This is a genomic window from Flavobacterium sp. LMO8 (genome assembly GCF_009495755.1).
GTDB lineage: Bacteria > Bacteroidota > Bacteroidia > Flavobacteriales > Flavobacteriaceae > Flavobacterium.
Genome location: NZ_WIBJ01000028.1, coordinates 1 through 21496 on the forward strand (window position 1 = coordinate 1; position 21496 = coordinate 21496).

At 30.0% G+C, this 21496-nt stretch carries 18 protein-coding genes; 1 reads left to right on the forward strand and 17 read right to left on the reverse strand.

The genetic code is table 11. The features are described from left to right. Positions 1-148 precede the first annotated feature (148 nt). The 17 genes from GFJ94_RS04970 to GFJ94_RS05050 all read right to left on the reverse strand — a co-directional run bounded on the left by GFJ94_RS04970 (position 149) and on the right by GFJ94_RS05050 (position 20956). Complete coding sequence (locus GFJ94_RS04970; protein ID WP_153200478.1) at positions 149-988, reverse strand: DMT family transporter; 840 nt, start codon at positions 986-988, stop codon at positions 149-151. A gap of 87 nt (positions 989-1075) precedes the next feature. Further along, complete coding sequence (locus tag GFJ94_RS04975; protein ID WP_153200479.1) at positions 1076-2146, reverse strand: T9SS type A sorting domain-containing protein; 1071 nt, start codon at positions 2144-2146, stop codon at positions 1076-1078. 112 nt (positions 2147-2258) lie between these two features. Next, a complete protein-coding gene (locus GFJ94_RS04980; protein ID WP_153200480.1) occupies positions 2259-2918 on the reverse strand; it encodes a bifunctional 4-hydroxy-2-oxoglutarate aldolase/2-dehydro-3-deoxy-phosphogluconate aldolase in 660 nt (219 codons plus the stop codon). Between the two features lie 3 nt (positions 2919-2921). Then, positions 2922-3371 (reverse strand): YhcH/YjgK/YiaL family protein, encoded by a 450-nt coding sequence (locus GFJ94_RS04985; RefSeq protein WP_153200481.1) that lies wholly within the window; start codon positions 3369-3371, stop codon positions 2922-2924. A gap of 4 nt (positions 3372-3375) precedes the next feature. After that, positions 3376-4425, reverse strand: coding sequence for a sugar kinase (locus tag GFJ94_RS04990; RefSeq protein WP_153200482.1), 1050 nt, complete (start codon positions 4423-4425; stop codon positions 3376-3378). A 32-nt stretch (positions 4426-4457) separates the two neighbouring features. Further along, a complete protein-coding gene (locus GFJ94_RS04995) occupies positions 4458-5468 on the reverse strand; it encodes a sugar kinase (RefSeq protein WP_153200483.1) in 1011 nt (336 codons plus the stop codon). After that, positions 5468-6334: an alpha/beta hydrolase gene (locus GFJ94_RS05000; RefSeq protein ID WP_203228648.1), complete on the reverse strand. Its 867-nt coding sequence runs from the start codon at positions 6332-6334 to the stop codon at positions 5468-5470. The genes GFJ94_RS04995 and GFJ94_RS05000 overlap by 1 nt, the downstream gene beginning before the upstream one ends. 33 nt (positions 6335-6367) lie before the next feature. After that, positions 6368-7132, reverse strand: coding sequence for an SDR family NAD(P)-dependent oxidoreductase (locus GFJ94_RS05005; RefSeq protein ID WP_153200484.1), 765 nt, complete (start codon positions 7130-7132; stop codon positions 6368-6370). 39 nt (positions 7133-7171) lie between these two features. Continuing rightward, on the reverse strand, positions 7172-8470 hold the full coding sequence (locus tag GFJ94_RS05010; protein WP_153200485.1) for an MFS transporter: 1299 nt from the start codon (positions 8468-8470) through the stop codon (positions 7172-7174). Positions 8471-8521: 51 nt separating this feature from the next. Beyond that, positions 8522-9223 (reverse strand): FadR/GntR family transcriptional regulator, encoded by a 702-nt coding sequence (locus tag GFJ94_RS05015; protein ID WP_153200486.1) that lies wholly within the window; start codon positions 9221-9223, stop codon positions 8522-8524. Positions 9224-9368: 145 nt separating this feature from the next. Then, positions 9369-10286 carry a polysaccharide lyase family 7 protein gene (locus GFJ94_RS05020; protein WP_153200487.1) on the reverse strand — a complete coding sequence of 306 codons (918 nt, stop codon included), beginning with the start codon at positions 10284-10286 and terminating at the stop codon, positions 9369-9371. A 15-nt stretch (positions 10287-10301) separates the two neighbouring features. Then, positions 10302-11171, reverse strand: coding sequence for a PKD domain-containing protein (locus GFJ94_RS05025; RefSeq protein ID WP_153200488.1), 870 nt, complete (start codon positions 11169-11171; stop codon positions 10302-10304). 18 nt (positions 11172-11189) lie between these two features. Further along, a complete protein-coding gene (locus tag GFJ94_RS05030) occupies positions 11190-12623 on the reverse strand; it encodes a RagB/SusD family nutrient uptake outer membrane protein (RefSeq protein WP_153200489.1) in 1434 nt (477 codons plus the stop codon). A 17-nt stretch (positions 12624-12640) separates the two neighbouring features. After that, the gene (locus GFJ94_RS05035; RefSeq protein WP_153200490.1) at positions 12641-15718 is read right to left on the reverse strand and encodes a SusC/RagA family TonB-linked outer membrane protein; all 3078 of its coding nucleotides are present in this window, start codon (positions 15716-15718) and stop codon (positions 12641-12643) included. A 268-nt stretch (positions 15719-15986) separates the two neighbouring features. Beyond that, positions 15987-16361, reverse strand: a complete 375-nt coding sequence (locus tag GFJ94_RS05040) for a cupin domain-containing protein (protein ID WP_153200491.1) — start codon at positions 16359-16361, stop codon at positions 15987-15989. A 7-nt stretch (positions 16362-16368) separates the two neighbouring features. Continuing rightward, the gene (locus GFJ94_RS05045; protein WP_153200492.1) at positions 16369-18612 is read right to left on the reverse strand and encodes a heparinase II/III family protein; all 2244 of its coding nucleotides are present in this window, start codon (positions 18610-18612) and stop codon (positions 16369-16371) included. A 4-nt stretch (positions 18613-18616) separates the two neighbouring features. Then, positions 18617-20956: a polysaccharide lyase 6 family protein gene (locus tag GFJ94_RS05050; protein ID WP_153200493.1), complete on the reverse strand. Its 2340-nt coding sequence runs from the start codon at positions 20954-20956 to the stop codon at positions 18617-18619. A gap of 145 nt (positions 20957-21101) precedes the next feature. On the opposite strand from GFJ94_RS05050, the gene GFJ94_RS05055 reads away from it, so the two are divergent. Beyond that, complete coding sequence (locus GFJ94_RS05055; RefSeq protein ID WP_153200494.1) at positions 21102-21464, forward strand: hypothetical protein; 363 nt, start codon at positions 21102-21104, stop codon at positions 21462-21464. The last annotated feature ends 32 nt before the right edge of the window (positions 21465-21496 follow it).

A 21496-nucleotide genomic window follows, 5' to 3' on the forward strand; every position in this document is an offset into this window, starting at 1 on the left:
AAATATAAAAAATAATTTAACATAAAAAACATTTTATGAAATTTTTTGTGAATATTTTTATGAAAGATGTTATTTATAATACAAAGATGTTTTAATGCATAAAATCTATTATCATAAGTTTTTTTTTTTAGCTAATTTACATTAAATTTTAAAGTTTACTTTTTCTATATAATACATTTAAAATTAAGCCAATAAGAATTAAACTTATTCCTAAAACACTTATCCATGTATAGGATTCATTTATAAAAAATAATCCTAAAAGAAGTGTAAAAATAACTTCTAAGTAATAAAAAGATGCAATTTTATTAGATTCAACAATTTGTAAAGCTTTAGTCATGAAATATTGACCAAAGTAACCAACAATTCCCATAGCCGACATCCATAACCATTCTATACCTTGTGGTGTTTTCCAATTAAAAATACTCATAAGTCCACCTAAAATTGTAGAAACTACCATAAAATAATTTACTACCACTACTGGATGTTCAGATTTACCTATTTTTCTAATATATATAAAAACTAGACCAGTAAGAATTGCAGATAATAATGCAAAAAGAAGTCCTAATAAACTAATATCTGTTTGAAACCCTTTTAAAATAATTACTCCCAAAAATGATATTATAAAAAATAAAACTTGAAGAGCATACAATTTTTCTTTTAATAAAAATATAGCAAAAAAAGCCGCAAAAATAGGTGCTGTATATCTTATGGATACTGCTGATGCCATGGGTAAATTATGAATGGCTAAAAAGAAAAATGACATGGCAAGGAAGCCCACTACACTTCTGCCAATAAGCATTTTTTGGTTATTTCCTAAAATAGGTAATTTATTTTTTATTAAAAAAGGAAAGGTAAAAAATAAGGAACCTATAGACCTAAAAAAAACTAGTTCGTAAGCATTAAAACCTTTAAGATGTTTTACTAATAAATTTAATAATGCAAAGGATATAGTACTAAATACCATATATAGAATAGCTTTTTTTAACATAATTAAAATTTAAAAAATAACCTTCTGGAATTAATCATCAGAAGGTTATATAGATTTAGATAAAAATATTTTATATTTTTAAATATATTATTTAGAAACTAAAAATTTCTTGGAACTTCTTTTATAATTAGAATATTCAATTAAAAAAATATAAACTCCATTTTGAAAGTTGGAAATATCTAAGTCATACTCATTCACTTCTTTTTCAAAAGATTTAACGCTTACTAATTTACCATCACTACTGTATAATTTCACATTTTTAAATGAATTTTTAGCATTTTTTAGGTGTAAAGTTTGATTAGTTTTATTTAAATAATAAGTAAGATTTTCCTCGTTTTCATTTACTTCCTCAATTGAAAGTGTTGGTATTTCTTGAATACTAAAATTAGCAAACAACACTTCTTCATCTCTCAAATCTTGTGCATTATTTAAGCTTCTATAAATACCCCATTTTGGACGCACAAAATCTGCTCCTGATCTCCAGTTAATTATTGAATTATTGGAATAAGAAAATAAGGTACTCATATCGCTTACTTTTTTTATTACAATAGAATAGGTTCCTGCGGTTCCATATTTTATGGTTTCGGTTACTTCTACCCAAGTTCCTAAAAATGGTGCAATATCTGTTTGTGTTAATGTAGTTTGGGTATTTGTTTCGGCATATCTCAATTCCAATTTATCGGGTGTGCCTTTTCTTGTAGTTAAAGTATACATTGGCATATCTTCAAGAGAACCTCCTACAGATTTTAATTGATGAATATGTGTAAAATTAGTTGAAGATTGAAATCCTGTTTTTAATTTAAACTTCCATTTATAAATTACTGTTTCATTTTGAATCCCTAACAAATTTGCAGGAGATTGATCATAGGTCTTTATTTCATTTCTTTGTCTATCAAAATTAATGCATCTGTCATTATCGGGAGTAGTATGAATGAAAAAACGAAAAACATTTGAGTTTAATTCTGCATCAAATATTTCATCTATATGTTCTCCGAAAGCGGTGTGACTGCAATCAGGTGCTTCAATCACATTATAGCCAGGGGCTAAAACAGAATTAATTAAGGAATATGTATTTCCTGGTCCATCTGCATTTAAAACCACTTGAGAAAATCCCTTGATTGAAATTAAAATTAATGTTAAAATTAAAATATGTTTCATTTAAAATACTTTTCATTTAAAATACTTTTATAAATATTAGTTTAATATGATTTAATTCAGTTATCCAAAATGGTAAAACAAAAAAATATGAAAAAAAAAATGAGTTTTTTTTTTATTTAATTAATTGAATTACTTCTAATACTTTTTTAGTTTCTAATTCAATAGTTGCATAATCTTTAGCAGTCATCAATGAGTTGCTGATCAATTTACTTCCCATTCCTACTGCAGATACTCCTGCTTTATACCAACCCTCAATATTTTCTTTACTTGTATCAACACCTCCTGTTGGCATAAATAATAATTTTGGAAAAAGTGATTTAATGCCACTTAAAAAATCTGGACCTAACATATTTCCAGGGAATAATTTAATAAAAGTTACTCCAGCATTTTCTGCAGCAATAATTTCTGTTGGTGTCATACAACCTGGACTGTAAAACAATCCTTTTCCAATTAAATAGGCAGCAACTTCTGGAACAAAACCTGGACTGATAAAAAAATCAGCACCAATTTTTTCAAAATCTTTAGCTTGATTTAAATTTTTTATCGTTCCAATTCCTAATAATAAATCGGGCATTTCTGCATTACGAACTTCAACCATTTTTGCAAAGTTGCTTAATGCTGCTTCTCCACGATTGGTATATTCTACTGCTTTTATTCCTGCTCTATAAATGGCTCTTAATATTTCTATAGTAACTGTTTCATCTGCATTAAAATACAAAGGCAAAATTCCTTGTTTAACTATTGCTTCTGAAGCTTTATGTGTTGTACTCATGGTTTAAATTTTTACTTTAAAAACTAATTTTTTAATTATATCATCTCCAATCATTGGAGCATGAACATCATTTGGATAAAAGATAACAAATTGATTATCTGTTAATTGAAAAGACATGTCTGGTGTATCGTTAAAAAAACGAACATCTTTTTCGTTGTTATAATCTCCATTTGGGATTACACATTTTTCTCTTGGCTTCCAAGCAATGGTTTCTACTCCTTTTGCACAAAACTGAATATCAATATTTTTATCATGACATTCAAATTTTGCTAAACTTTCTTCCAAGCTTTTTCCAGTTTTGGTACTTACAATCAATTTTAATCCTTCTTCAATAGCAATAACACCATCTTCTAACTGATTGATGTCATTATTATTAAGGTAATCAAATGCTTTTCCAAATAATGGATGTAAATTGGTATAAGTTGAAGCGTTTTTTAATGTATCTACTATCATATTATTACCTTGCTACTCTACCTGAAGCGTCTCCACCCATTAGTTTTGAAACTTCTTCAACAGTTACTAAATTAGCATCTCCTTTTATAGTGTGTTTTAAACAAGAAGCAGCAACCGCAAAGTCTAAAGCGTTTTGGTCATCATCTGGATAGGTTAATAATCCATAAATTAATCCTCCCATAAAACTATCACCACCACCAACTCTGTCAACGATATCAGTAATTTGATATTGACGTGTTTGTAGCATTTGTTTTCCATCATATAAAACTCCAGCCCAAGTGTTATGAGAAGCTGAAATAGAACCACGAAGCGTTGTAATTACTTTTTGAGCTCTTGGAAATTTTTCCATCATTTGTTTACAAACCGATAAAAAGGCTTCTGCTTTTACATCATGTCCGTGTGTTTGAACGGCAGCTCCATCAGGTTTAATTCCAAAGTGCATTTCTGCATCTTCTTCGTTTCCTAATACCACATCACAGTATGATGTTAATTCGGTCATTATTTTTTCTCTTGCTGCAGCATCACAATATTTCCATAATTTGGCACGATAATTCAAATCGGTAGAAATTTTTACACCTAATTTGCTTGCTGCTTTTACAGCTTCTAAACAAACATCAGCTGAACTTTGAGAAATAGCAGGAGTTATTCCAGTCCAGTGAAACCAATCTGCTCCTTGAAAAACTTCTTCCCAGTTAATCATACCTGATTGAATTTCAGCCATTGAAGAATGTGCTCTATCATAAACCACTTTACTTCCTCTACTAACGGCACCTGTTTCAAGGAAATAAATTCCTAATCGATCTCCACCCCAAACGATTTTATCCACTCCAACTCCACGTTTTCTCATTTCCATCATGGCACATTGACCAATATCATTTTTTGGCAAACGGGTTACAAAATCAACAGGTATTCCATAATTTGCTAATGAAACAGCTACATTAGATTCTCCACCTCCATAAACGACATCAAAGTTGTCTGCTTGCGAAAATCTTAAAAAACCTTGTGGTGCTAATCTTAACATTATTTCACCAAATGTTACTACTTTTTTTGACATTTTAATTCTATTTATTTTTATTAATATTTTATTTATCTTGAAACTCTTCCTCCACCAAAACCACTCATTAATGATTTGATTTCATTAACAGAGGACAAATTCACATCACCTGAAATCGAATGTTTTAAACAGGTAGCGGCAACAGCAAATTCTAATGCCATTTGACTATCATCTGGCCAAGAAATTAATCCATAAATTATTCCAGCCATAAATGCGTCACCTGCACCAATTCTATCAATGATGTGTGAAACATAATATTTTTGTGATTTATATATTTTTTCTCCATCCCAAAAAACAGCACTTAATCCATTGGAAGAAGCATTTGCTTTAATTCTTCGAGTGGAAACTATTTTTTTTAGATTTGGAAATGCTTTCATCCATTTTTGGTAAATCTCTTCTTTACTATCGTTTTCATCTACTTTAATTCTTAATACTTTTTCAGATTCATCGGTTCCACCTAGAAGGATATTTGTATATTTAACTAAATTTGGCATCACTTCATTTGCTTCTTTTCCGTATTTCCAAAGAGTTGGTCTGAAATTCAAATCGGTTGAAATAGTTAATCCCATTTGAGAAGCAACTTCTAAAGCCTCTTCACACAATTCAGCTAAATCATATGAAAGAGATGGTGTGATTCCCGACCAATGGAACCAAAAAGCGTCTTGAAAAACTGATTTCCAATCAATCATTCCTTTTCGTAAAGTCGAAAAAGAAGAATCCTCTCGGTCATAAACTACTTTTCCTGGTCTTTCAGATGCACCTTGTTCAAAGTAATAAATTCCTAGTCTTTTTCCTTGCTCTAATGCAATGGTTTCAATTCCAAAAGAACGTAACATTTTTATGGAGGATTCTCCTAATTCATTTGCAGGAACAGCAGTTATAAATTTTATAGGCAAACCAAATTTTGATAAAGAAGCAGCTACATTTGCCTCTGCACATCCATAATATAAATCAAAAGAAGTAGCTTGAGATAATCTCAAATGACTTGGAGGTGAAAGTCGGAGTAATATTTCTCCAAATGTTACTACTTTTTTATTTTCCATTATATTCCTAATTCATCTAAAAATTTCCAAATAGCCTCATTTATTCTTTTATTATCTTCTTTAGAAAATTTTCCGTGTCCACCGTTTTCAATAGTTATGAATTCGGTTTTAACATTATAATTTTTTAATTTATTAAATAATTGTTCTGATTGTGAATATGGTACAACTGTATCTGCATTTCCGTGAACAATAAATGTAGCTGGGCTATTTTCATTAACATTATATAAAGGAGAAACTGATTGTATAAATTCTATATTTTGATTTTCATCACCCAACCAATTTTTTACTGATTTGGAAGTTAATACATTTGTTGAACTTAAATCTGTAATTCCGTATTTATCTATAATAGCTAAAATTTTAAATGCTTGATCAGAAATACAATTGACATCAAATTTTGAATGTAAATTTTGCAATCCAGCCATTAATGCCAAATGTCCACCTGCTGAACTTCCCATTATTACAATTTTAGAAGTATCTATATGAAAACTCTTTGCGTTATTAACTAAATATAGTAATGCACATCTTATGTCTTCAATGGCACAAGGAGCTTTTCCTTGATGCACTAAACGATATTCTATGTTTGCAACTGCAAATTCATTCTTAAAAAAAGAACCAAAACCTGTTTGCTGCTCTTTACTTCCGTGATTCCAACCACCACCGTGAATATTAATTACTAACGGTGATAGTTTTGTAGAATCTATTGGATGATATATATCTAATTTCCCTTCCCAATCTCCAACTTTTGAATACACTACATCTTTTTGAGCAGTATATGTTTTTGGATATTTTACGGTATCTTGAACTTGTCCAAAACTAGAAATGCTTATAAAAAATAAGAACAATAAAAAGTTGATTTTCAGTTTCAAAATCAAAAAAATTAATTAGATTTTTTTAAATTATTATATTCCTAAAGCTTGTCCACCACCAACTTGGATAGTTTCAGCAGTTAAGAAAGAGGCATCATTACCTGCTAAGAAAGAAACAACTGAAGCAACTTCTTCTGGTTGACCTAATCTTCCTAACATGATGTTATCTTTCCATGAAGCAAAAACTTCTGGTTTAGTTGCTTTAATTTGAGCATGGAATGGAGTATCAATTGTTCCTGGAGAAACAGCATTAACTCTAATATTATATTCAGCTAAATCTTTAGCTAATGCTCTTGTAATTGCATGAACTCCAGCTTTAGATGTTCCGTAAATTCCAGCTCCAGGTCCACCTGCATTCCATCCAGCATTTGATGTATAATTGATTATTGAAGCATTTTCACCTTTTTTAAGGAATGGAATAGCTGCTCTTGAAGCAAAAAATACTGAATCTAGGTTTAAAGCCATAACATTTCTGTAAAATTCAGTTGTCATTTCTTCAAATCTTGATCTACCACCAAGACCACCAGCATTATTTACAAGGACATCAATTCTTCCGTATTTTTCACCAATTTTATTAATGTTTGAGTTTACTGCATCTTCATTAGTTACATCAAACCCTAAATATTCTGCTTTAATTCCTGCATTTGTAAGTTCTGCAACTCTTTCTGCACCAGCAGTATCATCAATACCGTTTAAAACAACTGTAAATCCATCATTACCTAATCTTTTAGCTACTTCATAACCAATTCCTCCTGTAGCTCCTGTTATTATAGCAACTTTTCCGTTTAAATTACTCATTTTAATCTATTTATATTATTAATTTATTTAATTATTATTTTAATTTTTTGGTTTTAATGGTTCTATATTTGGGCATAAAATCCAAATGCTTAATAAAGCTATAATAGCAAATGCTGCTCCAATAATAAACACAGGTGTGTAATTACCTCCAGAAGTTAATATAGGGACTAAAGTTGTTAATCCAACTGCTCCTAATTTAGCAGCCATTCCTGCAAAACCTGACAAAGTTCCTACGGTTTTCTTTCCAAATAAATCACTTGGTAACGTTTGAACATTTCCAATAGCAGTTTGAAATCCAAAAAGAATAACAGCCATTATTAAAACTGCATTAACAGGTTCACCAGGATTTGACATTGCTAATAAAGAGGGCAACATAATTAAACATCCTATTGTAATTACTAACTTTCTTGTTTTGTTTACTGTCCAACCTACTTTTAATCTATTTTGAGCTAAAAGCCCACCAAACCATGCCCCCAACATGGCTCCAACGTAAGGTACCCATCCATATATTCCAATTCCTTTTACATCCATTCCATAAACTTCATTTAAATATATTGGAATCCATATAACAAACAACCACCAAATTGGGTCAATAACTGCTGAAGCAATAATAACACCCCAACTTTCTTTGTGTTTTAATAATTGTTTTGTTGTAGGGTTGTACTCCTCTTCATCATTTTTTTCAATATTGTCTCTCTTTTTTTGACCACATAAAATATGTTCTCGTTCTTCTTCTGTAATCCAAGAGTGCGTTTTTGGTGGAGCTTTTACAATAAAAACCCAAGGGATTAACCATAATAATCCAATCAAACCAACTAAAACAAATATTGCTTTCCAACTAAAATGAATTGTTAAATAGGCAATTAATGGAATAGAGATTATACCCCCAATTGCAGCACCTGAATTGAATAATCCTTGTGCAAAAGCCCTTTCATTTGAAGGAAACCACTCAGCATTTCCTTTAGCTGCTCCGGGCCAGTTACCCGCTTCTGCAACTCCTAGAATGGCACGAAAAATCCCAAAACTTAAAATTCCTTGTGCTAATGCATGAAAAGCTGTTGCTATTGACCAAACTCCAATTGATAAAACAAATCCCAAACGTGTTCCAACCCAATCGAATATCTTTCCAAAAATAGCTTGTCCAAATGCATAAGAAAATATAAATATGGTAGAAATTAATCCATAAATTTCTTTTCGTTCATCATCTGTTTTATCTGGATAAAGGTCCTTTGCTATTTCTGGCCAAAGAACTCCTAATGATTGTCTATCAATATAATTTATAACAGTTGCTAAAGCAATTAATCCTACTACCCACCAACGTAATCCTTTTACTTTCATTTTTTTATTTTTTTTAAACAACTTAATTATAGGTTGTTATAAAATTTATACTTATATATTATAACAATATTGATATAATATTTTAAAGTGCTCTTTCATTTTTGATTTGGCCAATTGTGTATCTTGATTTTTAATTGCTTGAAATATTTCTTCATGCTCTTTAATACTCAAAATAGATTGGTCGTCATCACAAACATGATATTTTTTAAAATTGGTAATTATTTCTGGAGTAATAGTTAACATAAAAGCATTCATAGAACTATTTCCACTTGCTTTTGCAATTGCAAGATGAAACAACAAATCTTCTTGAACAGCATCTTCACTTTTATAAACTTTTTCTTTATAAGCATTTAATGCCGATTCTAAAAGTTCTAAATCTTCATCCGTTCTTCTTAACGCAGCTAATCTTACCGTTTTTAATTCCAATAGAATTCTTGTTTCTACAAGTGATTTAAAATCAGGATCTTCTAAACTAAGAATATCATCTATCATACCATTCATTGCAATAACTCCAATATTTGCAACAAAAGTTCCACTTTGTGGAATAGTTTTTAGAATACCATAAAATTCTAATTTGTGTATTGCATCTCTAACATTACTTCTACTAACATTAAATTTTTCTGCAAGCATTCTTTCAGAGGGTAATTTATCACCTGGTTCAAGATTTTTATAATTTATAATCTCTTTTATTTTTTTTATGATATTTTTTTCAACATCAAGACTTTCTGTATTAGTAATAGTTTCCAATTTCATATAATCAAAATTTAATATTTCAAACCAGATTGGTTAACCAGTTTTAATTGGTTAAATATAAGAAATAATTATTAGAAATATTATAAAAGGGTTGAAAAAATTTAAGGTTTATAAATTTACATTTAGAAACCTTAATTTCAATATCTTAATGAGAAACTGATAGACTATAATAATTTACTTTTGCAAAAGCACCTTCATCTCTTGACTGAAAATAGTTGCCAGCTTTAAAATAATTTTCAAAAATTCCCCATCTTTGCATATGAATATTTTCATATACTTGAAATTCATTATTATTTAAAGAAATTACCATTTTACCTTCTGTAACTTTAACTTCTAAATCAAATCTACCAAAACCAACTTCTTGATTAAAATTAAATCCTTTATCATCATCCCACATGTCTTCATGTAATAACTCTTCATCAGTAGCAGCCAAATTTTTTAAAACCTTAGTCTTAACTCTAATTTTTCCGTCTTGCCAATAAATTTTTAAAATTGGTGGAGCATTATTGTCTTTTTGACCTATTAAATCGCGTTGTTCATTTGTTAAACGACCATGAATTTGCATAATAATAACCTTATGGTATTTACCATTGGCATCTTTTGAGACTTCACCCATTGAAAGTTCACCTTTCATAGTTCCACCTTGCTTAAATGTCCAGTTTGTATTATTATCACCTGGAATCATTTGTTCTCTTAATTCTGAACGTGAATATTTTGTATTCGCTGTTGTAGCATCACTAGGAAAAGCATAAAAAACTAAAGCTCCTGATATTGAATCGTTATACATGTAAGGAATCAACTTTTCATTTGTAGCATAATTTAAAATTTCTGGTGGCTCTACATTTGTAACTTTTCCGGTTTTAGGATCAGTCTCTGGAGTTGTTACACTCCAGTGACTTAAATCAATATCAGATACTTTAAATTTCTTTTTTTTCTTCTTTTTGTCTTTTTTCTCTTTTATAACAGAATCCAATGAATTGGTTTGCTGCGCAATGCAGCTTATATGTAAAGAAACAATTAATATTAAAAAGGAATAAAAAAGTTTTGCTTTTGTAGGATACATAAGTTTTTTGTAATATTAGTTAGCAACAATCGATACATCATCAACTCTTGATTCTGCAACATTATTACTATCAATCCATATTGCTATAGTATTTGAAGCACCTGAATTAAAAGTAACAGAAAGTGGTACATAAGTATTTGCATCACTTTGGTCGTTTCCTGTTACTGATGCAATAATTGCTGCTTCAGCTTCAGAAGCATTTGAAATAGCATTACCCAATATTGCTAATCGCATAGCAGAACCAGTTGGAGCGGTTTTAATGGTATAATAAATAGTTACTGTATAATCTGTATTTGGAGAAACAGTTAAAGCTTGGTAACCAACTCTATTAGAACCTGCATCAAATTTTGCACCTTGAGAACCAGAATTTACTGGGCTTGAAGTAATTCCGAAAATAGTTCCTCCAGAAATTCTCCAACAATCTCTACCATCAGCAGCAGTTCCACAAGAGTCATCTCCATCTTCAAAACCAGCTTCTCCAATAACAGGTATTATAGCAGAAGGAGCGTCTGGTTCAACAATTTCAATTGTTTTAGAAACCACACTAGTAACTCCTAAATTATCAGAAGCTGTTAAAGTTACCGTAAAAGTACCTTCACCAGGATAGGTATTCATTGCATCTACTGATGTTGAAGTGTTTCCGTCTCCAAAATCCCAAAGATAAGTTGTTGCACTTGTAGAAAGGTTGGAAAAAGTATAGTCTTTCCATTCTTCTGCAACTCCTACACCTTGTGCCGATTGAAAATCGGCTTGAGGAGGAGTTTGGTCTGCTATACTATTGGCTTCTGGTAAATCATATTCAAAATCGCAAGAGATTATTGCTATTGAAAAAACACCCAATAAAGTCAAAAGACTTAATTTATTATATTTTAATATATTTTTCATGATATTTATTTTTTGTTATTAATAACCAGGATTTTGAGTTAATAACCCATTACTTAAATTTATTTCTCTTTGAGGAATTGGCAACAAAAGATCTGTTGCTGTAAAACTATAACCATTATCTGTTGAAAAACTTGATAAAGTAGATTGAGCCACTCCAAAACGAACTAGATCAAAAAATCTGTGGTTTTCAAATGCAAGTTCTACACGTCTTTCGTCTAATAGTTCTTCTTTTGTGATTACACCATCAGCATCTCCTGTAAGTCCTGCTCTTAAACGTATTTGTTCAAAAGAATCTAAAGCTGCTTGAGCAGAAGTAGAAGTTTGTCCTGCCATGATAGCTTCTACGTGCATTAGCAATACATCTGCATATCGAAGCACTATCCAGTCATTTCCTGCAGATCGAGGGTCATTAGAGGTTGGTGCAATCCCTAAATTTGCGTCACCATTTGGCAAAAATTTAACAACTTGGTATTGAGACGGTTGAGTTGGATCTTGACGATACGAATATAAAGTTCTGTTACCTCCCATTGCATCTAATGCTGCACGAGCTTCAGTGGTTACATAGTTCAAACCGCTTTGTCTTCCTACTGCGTTTAACATTTCTGTTGAGAAATTTTGGCTATCTAATGCATTGTCTGGTAAATATCCAATAGCAAAAAGCAATTCGTTATTTCCTTCGTTATAGAAAATATCTTTAAAATTTATTTGCAATGTTGCACCACTCATCATAACTTCTTCACATAATTGTTGAGCTTCTACATAGTTTGTACCTCTTGTTAAATACACTTTTGCAAGCATTGCTTGTGCAGCTCTTTTAGATGCTCTAAAAATATGAGTATTATCTAAATTTAAAGCTGCTACTTGTAAATCACTTACTATAAAGTCATATATTTGACTTGAAGGCACTCGAGTAAATTGCTTATCTGTATTTGATACTTTTATTAATTCATCAATTAAAGGAACATCTCCCCAAAGTCTTACTAAATTAAAATAGGCATAAGCTCTAACAAATTTTGCTTCAGCTTCAAATTTTGGTGCATTTGCTTCAGAAGCAACACCTAAATTTTCTAAAACAACATTTGCTCTAAAAATAATGTTATACATACTTTTATAATAATCTGCTACTATTCCGTTTCCTGTTTGGATAGAATAATTTTCAAATTCAGCTGCTTCACCTTCACTAGCTTTAGTTCTTGTGTTATCACTACGCATTTCAGTAATAAAATATTCATATTGAACTGAATGTGTTTTATCTGAATCTGTATCTTCTAATACATTTGTACCTTGGATACCATCATACATATTTATGATAGCTGTTTCTAATTGTTCTTCAGTTGTATAATAATTAGCTGAATTTATAACTGAATTAGGCACTGGATTTAAATACTCATCACCACATGAGGCAAGTATTAAAAAACTTAATAATAATGTTATTTTATATATATTTTTCATATTAATTGTTTTTTATATTAAAATTCTAAATTTACACCCAAAGAAACGGTACTAAATATTGGTGCACCTGCTCTTTGATATCCATAAGTTGTTGGCGAAGTTGTATCGACAGACTCTGGATTAAATCCTGTATATCCATTTGCTGTAAAATACATCAAATTTTGTGCAGCAACATACAATCTAGCTTCGCCTAAGAAACCTAATTTAGCCATTAAATCTTTTGAAAAATTATATCCAAAATTAACATTTCTTAATGCAATGTATGAAGCATCTTGAATGATATCATTTGTAAATATTTTTTGTTTAATAAATCCTTGATTTGGAGTTGAAGATATATAATCTTGAGCACTACTAAAGTGATTAAACAAATATTGATCTCCCATATTTCTTGTTTCAGCACCATGACTTCCTTGGAACATGAAACTTAAATCAAAGTTTTTGTATTTAAATTCATTTGTGATACTCCAAACTAAATCTGGATAAGGATTTCCTAGTATGGTTTTATCATCATCGTCTATTATACCATCTCCATTCAAATCTTTTACATATACATCTTGAGCTTCTGCATTTACAGGAAAGTAAGGATTACTAATATATTCTAATGGTATGTCTGAATCTACAACCCATCCATAAAAAGATGAAATTGGATTTCCAACTAAATTGATCCATTCTGAAGCTCTTTTATCATCAACATTTTGAATTTGACCATCTGAATCTCCAAAATTTAATAATTCATTTTTATTATGTGAAGCTATTAAAGTAGATGACCATTTGAAATTTTCATTAGATATATTTCTAGTTCTTAATTCAAATTCCACTCCACTATTTTGTACTTCTCCTAGATTTACAAGTGCATCACTAAAACCTGTAGTATAAGAAACAGGATTGTTTAACAATAATTGATCACTATTTCTTTGATATACATCTACACTACCTGTTATCTTATTTTTTAATAATCCGAAATCTAAACCAATGTTTACTTCTCTTAGTCTTTCCCATTTTAAATCGGAATTAGCTGCATTAATAGGATTGTAACCAGTTACAATATTTCCATTAACAACATATGTTGATGGTTCTAATAAAGATAAATAAGGATATGAATTTATTTGATTACTTGAAATACGAACATCTTTATTTCCGGAGAAACCATAACTTGCTCTCGCTTTTAAATAACTAATCAATCCGCTTTCTTTTAAGAAATCTTCTCTACTAATTATCCATCCTAATGATGCAGCAGGGAAGTTACCATATTTATTGTTTGGTCCAAATACTGAACTTGCATCTCTACGAATACTAAAAGACGCTAAATATCTATCTTTGTATGCGTAGTTTGTTCTAAAAAACAACGAAAAGAATTTTTCATCATATTCTTCAGAAGTTATTCCAGAAAATAATGTAGCTGCAGACATAGTTTGTATTAAATCTGAAGTATAACCTGTACCTGTAGATTCATTATATCTAGAATTCCAGGTTTCTGCTGATGTACCTAAAACTAAATTCAATTCATGATTTCCTTTATTAAAATCAAATGTAAAATAGTTGTCTGTAACTAAATGTATTCTATTAAAAGTACTCAAATCTAATTGAGCTGCTGCTGCACCATTTCTACTTGCTAGAACACCTTGCCATCTTCTAGCATCTGTATTTTGAAAATCACCACCAAAAGAAGTTCTAAATTTTAATCTATTATTAAATTTATATTCTCCATAAACAGTTCCATAAATTTTTAATTTATTTTGGGTTCTATAACGCTCTAAAACTTTAGCTCCAGGGTTTGTATTTGAAGTATCGCTAATATCTGTTCCACCAGAAGCAACTGGCATACCTGTTACTAAATCATAATCATCAAACATTCTTTGTTGCGCATAATCCCCAATTTGTGCATTAGCATAAGCTCCTCCATAAGAAAGTCTATTTACAAACTGAATTGTATTTTCATCTAAATATAATGGTAACCAAGATGGTTGTCTTAAAATATCATGAGTTGACCCATCAAATCTTCTTTGTTTTGTATATGAAGGAGATAAATTAGCCCCAAAAGAAAACTTCTCACTTACTTTTGTATCAACTTTAACATTAAGTCCGTATTTTTTAAAATCATCTGTTAATAATACCCCTTCATCATGTAAATAATTTAAAGATGTACTAAATTTAGTTGTTTTATTTCCACCTCTAGCACTTAAAGCATGACTTACAATGTTTCCTCCATTAAAAATAATATTTTGCCAGTCATTATCAACACCAATTCTTTGCATGTACTGAGTTTTTGCAGAATTTGTTCCTGTTGCAGCTAATTCTCTTGCTGCAGTTTCTGCTACAGAAAAACGATAAGCATCACTTTGTCTTGCTTCTTTTCTACCAGTATATGTATTGTATTTAAACACTGTTTTTCCTTCATCTCCTTGTTTAGTAGTTATCATAATTATACCATTACTACCTCTTGACCCATAAATAGCAGAAGAAGCAGCATCTTTTAATACTTCAAATGATTCTATAGTTGTCATATCTAAAGACCCTAAATAATCATCATCTACAACCAAACCATCTACAACAATAAGTGGAGAAGTTGCACCGTTTAACGACCCTACACCTCTAATTTGTATGGTTGGTGCAGAACCTGCCTCACCATTAGTTGCTTGAACATTTACCCCAGAAACTTGACCAACTAAAGCATCATCTACTCTAGAAACAGCTACCTGATCTAAATCTTCATTAATAACTTTAGAAATAGACCCTGTTAAATGGCTTTTTTTAATGGTTCCATATCCAATAACAACTATATCGTCTAATTTACTAACATTTTCAACTAGCGAAATATTAATTTCTTTTTGATCACCCACAATTATTAATTGTGGCACATATCCAATATAAGAAAATTGTAAAATATCTCCTTTTTTAACTTTAATTGTATAATTACCATCAAAATCTGTTGTTACACCGTTTTTAGTACCTTGAACTAATACATTGGCTCCTGGTAATACCAATTCATCTGACTTTGATGAAACCACTCCTTTTACTACAAAACTATCTTGTGCAAATAGTGCCATGTTAAATAAAAGAGTTACTACTAAAGTCAATTTAATTTTTAAATTCATATTCAGTTAGTTTAATTAATTTGTTTTTTTTATTTCCCAAATAATTGGTTTACCAGATTGGAAAACCAAAAATATGTTATTTTTTCTAAATAAAAACATTTATCGTATTTTTTTTTATGTTTTTTTTAACTTATCATAATTTTAAGCGTAATTTTTAGATAAATTATCCTCAAACGTTGTAGTAAGTTGTATAAAAAAGGAGCCTAAGCTCCTATAAATATTTTCTATTATAATTTTAGCCTTCAAATAAATTGCTAAATAAAACTATTTAATCTTTATCCGCAAAATAAGATACAGCTCCGCCACTTAAAAAATCCTCTCTCACTGGGCTAAAGGTATCAATAAGCATTCCTTCTTCTATACAAACTGCACTATGCAATAGATTTGGTTGAATATAAACTCCATCTCCAGCTTCAACAATTTGTTTAATTCCATCAATTTCAAATTCAAATTTACCTGAAACACAATATGTTGCTTGTGTATGAAAATGTTGATGTGGAGCACCTAATGCACCTTTTTCAAATTTAACTTGCACCATCATGATTTGATTATCATAACCCAAAAATTTTCGTGAAACACCTCCACCCAATTTTTCCCATTCCATTTCTTTTGTGATAATGTACTTTTGACTAAATCTTTCCATTTTTTAATTATTCAATGTTTGTTTTATAATATGTACCCGTCCAATTATAGACTTTGTTGTTTATTGTGATTTCATTTTTTTGTGAAGCATCATTATTTTTTGAATTGAATATAAATAATGTTTCTACTCCTTTTTTATCTATAATTTTTACACCTATATATGTAGCATCCTGAAATACTATTTCTAAGTTATGAATATTGCTGTAAGCATTTTTAGCACTCTCAGTTACATAACTATAACTCCCATGGGTTTCAATTGCAGTTACAAATGTTGCGTTTTGAGTATCTTTTTTTCGAATAATAAATGTTGGATCTCTTCTTAAATTAAATTCAGGATCATTAGCTCCCGTTCTCGCTAAAATAATTTCATCAGATTTAGAAGTTGCTGTCGTTAAGGAATAAAACTGATTATTATTCATCCATGTAAATTGAGCTTTATTGTCATTTACAATGGCACTCCCTTCTTTCCACAAGTGTTGATAGCCGTTTTTAGCACCTAAGGGTTCTAAAGTTTTCGGAGATTCGTATTTGAAATTGGTTGCTAAAAATTGTCCATTATAATAATAAGGTAAATCGTATTGATGTTTTGCATTTGACTTTACATCAAAAATATCTAACAAAACTGGATTTTCGAAATTTGGTAAATTTAAAACGACCATTGTTCTATGCAATTGAGAATCTGGATAAGCATTGTTTTCTTTGGCACTTACAATTTGAACATTTTTATTAGAATCATCAAACAAAAACAATTCTGAAAAATGCTTACTTCCAGTTTCAAAATCATTGTTAAAATGAGAAGTTTCATCTTGAATTAAAGTATTGTGAGCTATAGTTTGTTTAGCCCATGTCTTATTTTCTTTCAAATATCCCCCTCCATTTTTCTGTTCCACATTTACAAAACGAGCTAAACCATAATCTTGTAAAATTTCATTAGAATTATTATAGTACGAAAATGACATTTTATCATAATGTCCGTGGCTTAATCCTTGCGAGGTATTTTTCATCACTAAAGTGAATTCGTTATTGTCTTTTTTAGAACGAATAATTCCAACAGAACCTTGTTTTCCATCTGAACCATCGGTTAATAATAATGATTTCTTTTCAAAAGGTTTATCTAATCCATCACGAATAGCCATTGCAACTTTTAATCCTGTGTTGTCCAATGAAACTCTATCTTGCTTTTTAGCAATAGACAATAATGATGCATCTTGATTTCCATAATAATAAGCAATATCAACAGCAGAAACTAATTCGCGTGAATAATAGGACATTCCTTTTTGTCCATCATTCAAAGGAAAAAATTCTCCTTCTGAATTCGTAAGATTCAATAAAGCATAAACTGATTTTAACAAGACTCCATTTTTATACTCAAAAATCTTCATTTCTGGTTTTGAATTCTGCAAAGCTTCTGCAAAAATCATAAAGGGATACATAGCATATCTTTGGTAATAGGGTCCTTCTGTATAATATCCGTCTGGAGAAAATGGGTCATCTAAATTGGCTAAAAATCCTGTTTTTTGCCCAGGTTTTTTAATTAATCCCCCATCGTTATCTCTTGCATCTGCAGCAATTCCGTCTTTTTTTAATCCGTTTAAAGCGTAATCGATATAGGTTTTATCATTCATAACCAAACCAATCATTCCAACACCAACATTCCCCCAAGTACTATGGTTGTGAATTCGATTAAAAAACTGTGGTGATTCTACAGATAAAAAGTGGGCTGCTGGTTTAAATAAATCTTTTTCTAAACAAGTGCGTTCTTTTTTTGATAAAAAATCATAAACGCAATCATAAGCTTGACTCATATAAACCATCCAATTGGAATCATTTAAGCATTGCCAGAATATTTTACCACGCGCATACGAACGTTCTTGCGGATGAAGAGGAAGTTTTGGATACATTTTTGCATATTCCAATAATACATCGCGAACGTAAATTGCATATTTTTCTTCATTCAAAATTTGATATAAAACCCCAGCTTTTTGAAGAATTAAATAGTTTTTTTTATGTTGCTCGTGTGTAAAACCACCAGCCATATCTTTTGGAATAGGCACACTGATTGGTTTTAGCATTTCTGCATCAACTTCTTCTTTTACATCAGCCAAACTTGCATCAAAAAGAGGTACTTTACCTAATTGTTGTCTAATTTCTTGAACTCCTTTTTTTGTTAAAATTAAATTGGGATGCTCTTGAGCTTGAATAAATGAAGCAAAAAGAATAAAAAGAAAGCTATATTTTTTTAAAAATCGCATATGTTTATTTTGAAAGTATTCCTAAATTTTTACCATCTGTTCCTTTACCAACTAAAGGTGAACTAGCTTTCAATAAATAAGAGTTATCTTGAAATTCTGGATTTAAAGTCATCGTGTTTTTTTCGTTGAATTTTTCATCACCTGTAATTATATATTTATCAGAAAGATAAAAATTATTATTAAACAGATTAACAATTGGCTCACCAACAACTAAGTACATTTTAAATCCTTTACTTTTATTGATGATGTTATTCTGAATTTCATTCACCTGAACACCATATAAATTGATACTTGAATTCGTTTTATTACGTTTTCCATTTCCAACATTATCTAAAACATTATGATTCATTTCTAGGAAAGGTCCAAAAGTACTTTCGTCAGTTCCACCGCGATATAAATCTAAAATTGCACCTTGAACATCTGTAAATGTGTTGTTTTTTAGAATCACATATTCTGCATTGTAAATTCCTTTGTCATCCGTTTCTTTATCCAAAAGCATAATGTTTCCTGAAACTGTTTTGAATTTTGAGTTTGTAATTGAAATAGTATCAGCAAATGTATTTTTATAAACTTGAAGCACATCAAATGTATGATTAACATCTAAATTATCGAATTCACAGTAGTTAATCAATAAACTATAATTGTGATTCATTGAATATTTGCTTGTACGAATTACAGCATTTCCGGCATAATCTGGAGCTTCTTCACCATCAAAATGCAAACCTTCTAATTCTAATTTTCCTCCATTTAGTATATCAAACATAGAAGATTTTTCGAAAAATAATGTTGGTTTCTTCTCTAAATATGATACGATTGAAATGGTATGATTTACATCAATAGTTTTAGTAGTTAAATAATTTCCCGAAGAAATCAATTCTATTACATCACCAGGATTTGAATTTGCAACTGCATCAAAAAGTGAATTTTCTGTAGCATCAACTTTTATAGTTTTTCCAGAGCGGAAAGCTACAATTTTATCCTTTTTTGGATACCAAGAAGCACCAGTGTTTTCTTTTGAAGCAATATTTGGATTAATGCTTACTTTCTTTTTCAACTCAGGAGCATCCGGAATCAATAATCCGTTTTTGTCTTTAGTTAAAGTAAAGTTTACTTTAGAAAAACCTTTTGGAATTCCAGTAATTACATTTGGGCTTATAAAATTATCATTAAAAGAAATTCCACTAATATCATCATAAATAGTAAACAACTTATCCATTTTATCATGATAGAAAATATTATTATCTACTTTACAATTTTCTGGAATTGCACTTCTTTCGTCATCACTTCCGGCACATAATTGAATGTTATCACAATTTATAAAAGTGTTATTTTCAACAACTGCATCTTTTGCTTGATGGTAACGATTTATTGTAGAATTTGGAACTCCATTCATAATCACAAATGCACCTCTAAAACGATATCCAGTTAGACCAATACAATAATTATTAATAACAGTTTGTTGTCCATTTATGACTCTAATTCCACCTGTACTTGGTTTTCCGTTACCAATAAAAACATTTCCGTCTACTAAAGTTTGACTTCCGTGACGCATGGTTAAAGTTCCAGTACATTCAAAAAAAGTATTGTATCTATAGGTGTTTTGACATGATTTGTTTGAAATAATTTCATGCTCACCATTACATCTGTCAAAATAATTATACTCTACAATGGTTTTAGAATTAGTTAATGAATAGTGACTTGTTCCAATTCTTAAGGTTTCTCCACCATTTGCACCTAAATTAGGTCTTGGTCCAAAATAATTGTGATCAATTTGATGGTTATTTTCTTGACTTTCCACTGAATTCAATCGAACAGCCATAGTTACTCCTAAATTTGTTTTTCCTTCAATATGGTTGTGGTCAATTCTGTTGTTTTTACCATAAATTCCAATCCAATAATCGCTTTCGTGTCGTTCAGGATTACTATAATTATCAATAACACATTCGGTTAAACGACAATTGTTTGCTAATTTGTCGCTGGATGTTCTAAAAGAAATTACTTCAGAAGTAGGTGTATAACCATTTTTAAAAACTAATCCTTTAACTACTAAATATTCTCCAGAAACTCTTAAATTAGACAATCCCGACAAAACAACTTGTCCTTTATCTTGTACTGTTAAAGTAATAGGATTTTCTTTTGTTCCTTTTCCTGTGAAAACCAATTCTGAATTTTCCCAAACTCCATTTGCTAAAGTAATAGTAGTTCCTGGTTTTGCATTAGTAACGGCCTGATTAAATTCAGCAACATTTTTTACTGTATTTGAAAGGTTGTTAGTTGATTTACATGAAACAACAATAAATGTTATTGTTAAAGTAAATAGTAAGAAATTGCGAAATATTTTCATTATTTAATAAGGTATTAAGTACTGGTTAACCAATTTGGTTTACCAAAAATATAGATTTTAAGTTGATTTAAAAAATTATCTTTAAAAAAACCCAAATATTTTTTTGTTATCAATAAATTTACACATAATTATTTAATTCTAAATTATGCTGAATCTTTTTCCTGAAGAAAAAATAATATTGGATTTACCTGATGCTATTTTTGAATATTATCCTTCCTTTTTTTCAAAAGAAAAGGCCGACGAACTTTATAATTTACTAAACAAAAACACTCCTTGGCAACAAGATACTATTACAGTTTATGGCAAAAATCATTTGCAACCTAGGCTAACAGCTTTATATGGTAATGAAGGTAAACCTTATAAATATTCTAATATCATTATGAATCCGCATCCTTGGAATTCAACATTAATGTATATAAAAGATTTGGTTGAAGAAAATGCAAATCATTCTTTTACCACAGTTTTACTCAATTTATATCGTGTAAATCGTCAGCAAAAAGTGGACTGATTTAAGTCAAAACTAAGAGAGTGTTTTCAAAA

Bases quoted from the DNA above. Each gene is read 5' to 3' on its own strand.
- GFJ94_RS05020 (WP_153200487.1), bottom strand. From the start codon at position 10,286: ATGTATCCTACAAAAGCAAAACTTTTTTATTCCTTTTTAATATTAATT.
- GFJ94_RS05005 (WP_153200484.1), bottom strand. From the start codon at position 7,132: ATGAGTAATTTAAACGGAAAAGTTGCTATAATAACAGGAGCTACAGGA.
- GFJ94_RS04980 (WP_153200480.1), bottom strand. From the start codon at position 2,918: ATGAGTACAACACATAAAGCTTCAGAAGCAATAGTTAAACAAGGAATT.
- GFJ94_RS05050 (WP_153200493.1), bottom strand. From the start codon at position 20,956: ATGAAAATATTTCGCAATTTCTTACTATTTACTTTAACAATAACATTT.
- GFJ94_RS05055 (WP_153200494.1), top strand. From the start codon at position 21,102: ATGCTGAATCTTTTTCCTGAAGAAAAAATAATATTGGATTTACCTGAT.
- GFJ94_RS05015 (WP_153200486.1), bottom strand. From the start codon at position 9,223: ATGAAATTGGAAACTATTACTAATACAGAAAGTCTTGATGTTGAAAAA.
- GFJ94_RS05040 (WP_153200491.1), bottom strand. From the start codon at position 16,361: ATGGAAAGATTTAGTCAAAAGTACATTATCACAAAAGAAATGGAATGG.
- GFJ94_RS04975 (WP_153200479.1), bottom strand. From the start codon at position 2,146: ATGAAACATATTTTAATTTTAACATTAATTTTAATTTCAATCAAGGGA.
- GFJ94_RS05010 (WP_153200485.1), bottom strand. From the start codon at position 8,470: ATGAAAGTAAAAGGATTACGTTGGTGGGTAGTAGGATTAATTGCTTTA.
- GFJ94_RS05030 (WP_153200489.1), bottom strand. From the start codon at position 12,623: ATGAAAAATATATATAAAATAACATTATTATTAAGTTTTTTAATACTT.
- GFJ94_RS04990 (WP_153200482.1), bottom strand. From the start codon at position 4,425: ATGTCAAAAAAAGTAGTAACATTTGGTGAAATAATGTTAAGATTAGCA.
- GFJ94_RS05045 (WP_153200492.1), bottom strand. From the start codon at position 18,612: ATGCGATTTTTAAAAAAATATAGCTTTCTTTTTATTCTTTTTGCTTCA.
- GFJ94_RS05035 (WP_153200490.1), bottom strand. From the start codon at position 15,718: ATGAATTTAAAAATTAAATTGACTTTAGTAGTAACTCTTTTATTTAAC.
- GFJ94_RS04995 (WP_153200483.1), bottom strand. From the start codon at position 5,468: ATGGAAAATAAAAAAGTAGTAACATTTGGAGAAATATTACTCCGACTT.
- GFJ94_RS04970 (WP_153200478.1), bottom strand. From the start codon at position 988: ATGTTAAAAAAAGCTATTCTATATATGGTATTTAGTACTATATCCTTT.
- GFJ94_RS04985 (WP_153200481.1), bottom strand. From the start codon at position 3,371: ATGATAGTAGATACATTAAAAAACGCTTCAACTTATACCAATTTACAT.
- GFJ94_RS05025 (WP_153200488.1), bottom strand. From the start codon at position 11,171: ATGAAAAATATATTAAAATATAATAAATTAAGTCTTTTGACTTTATTG.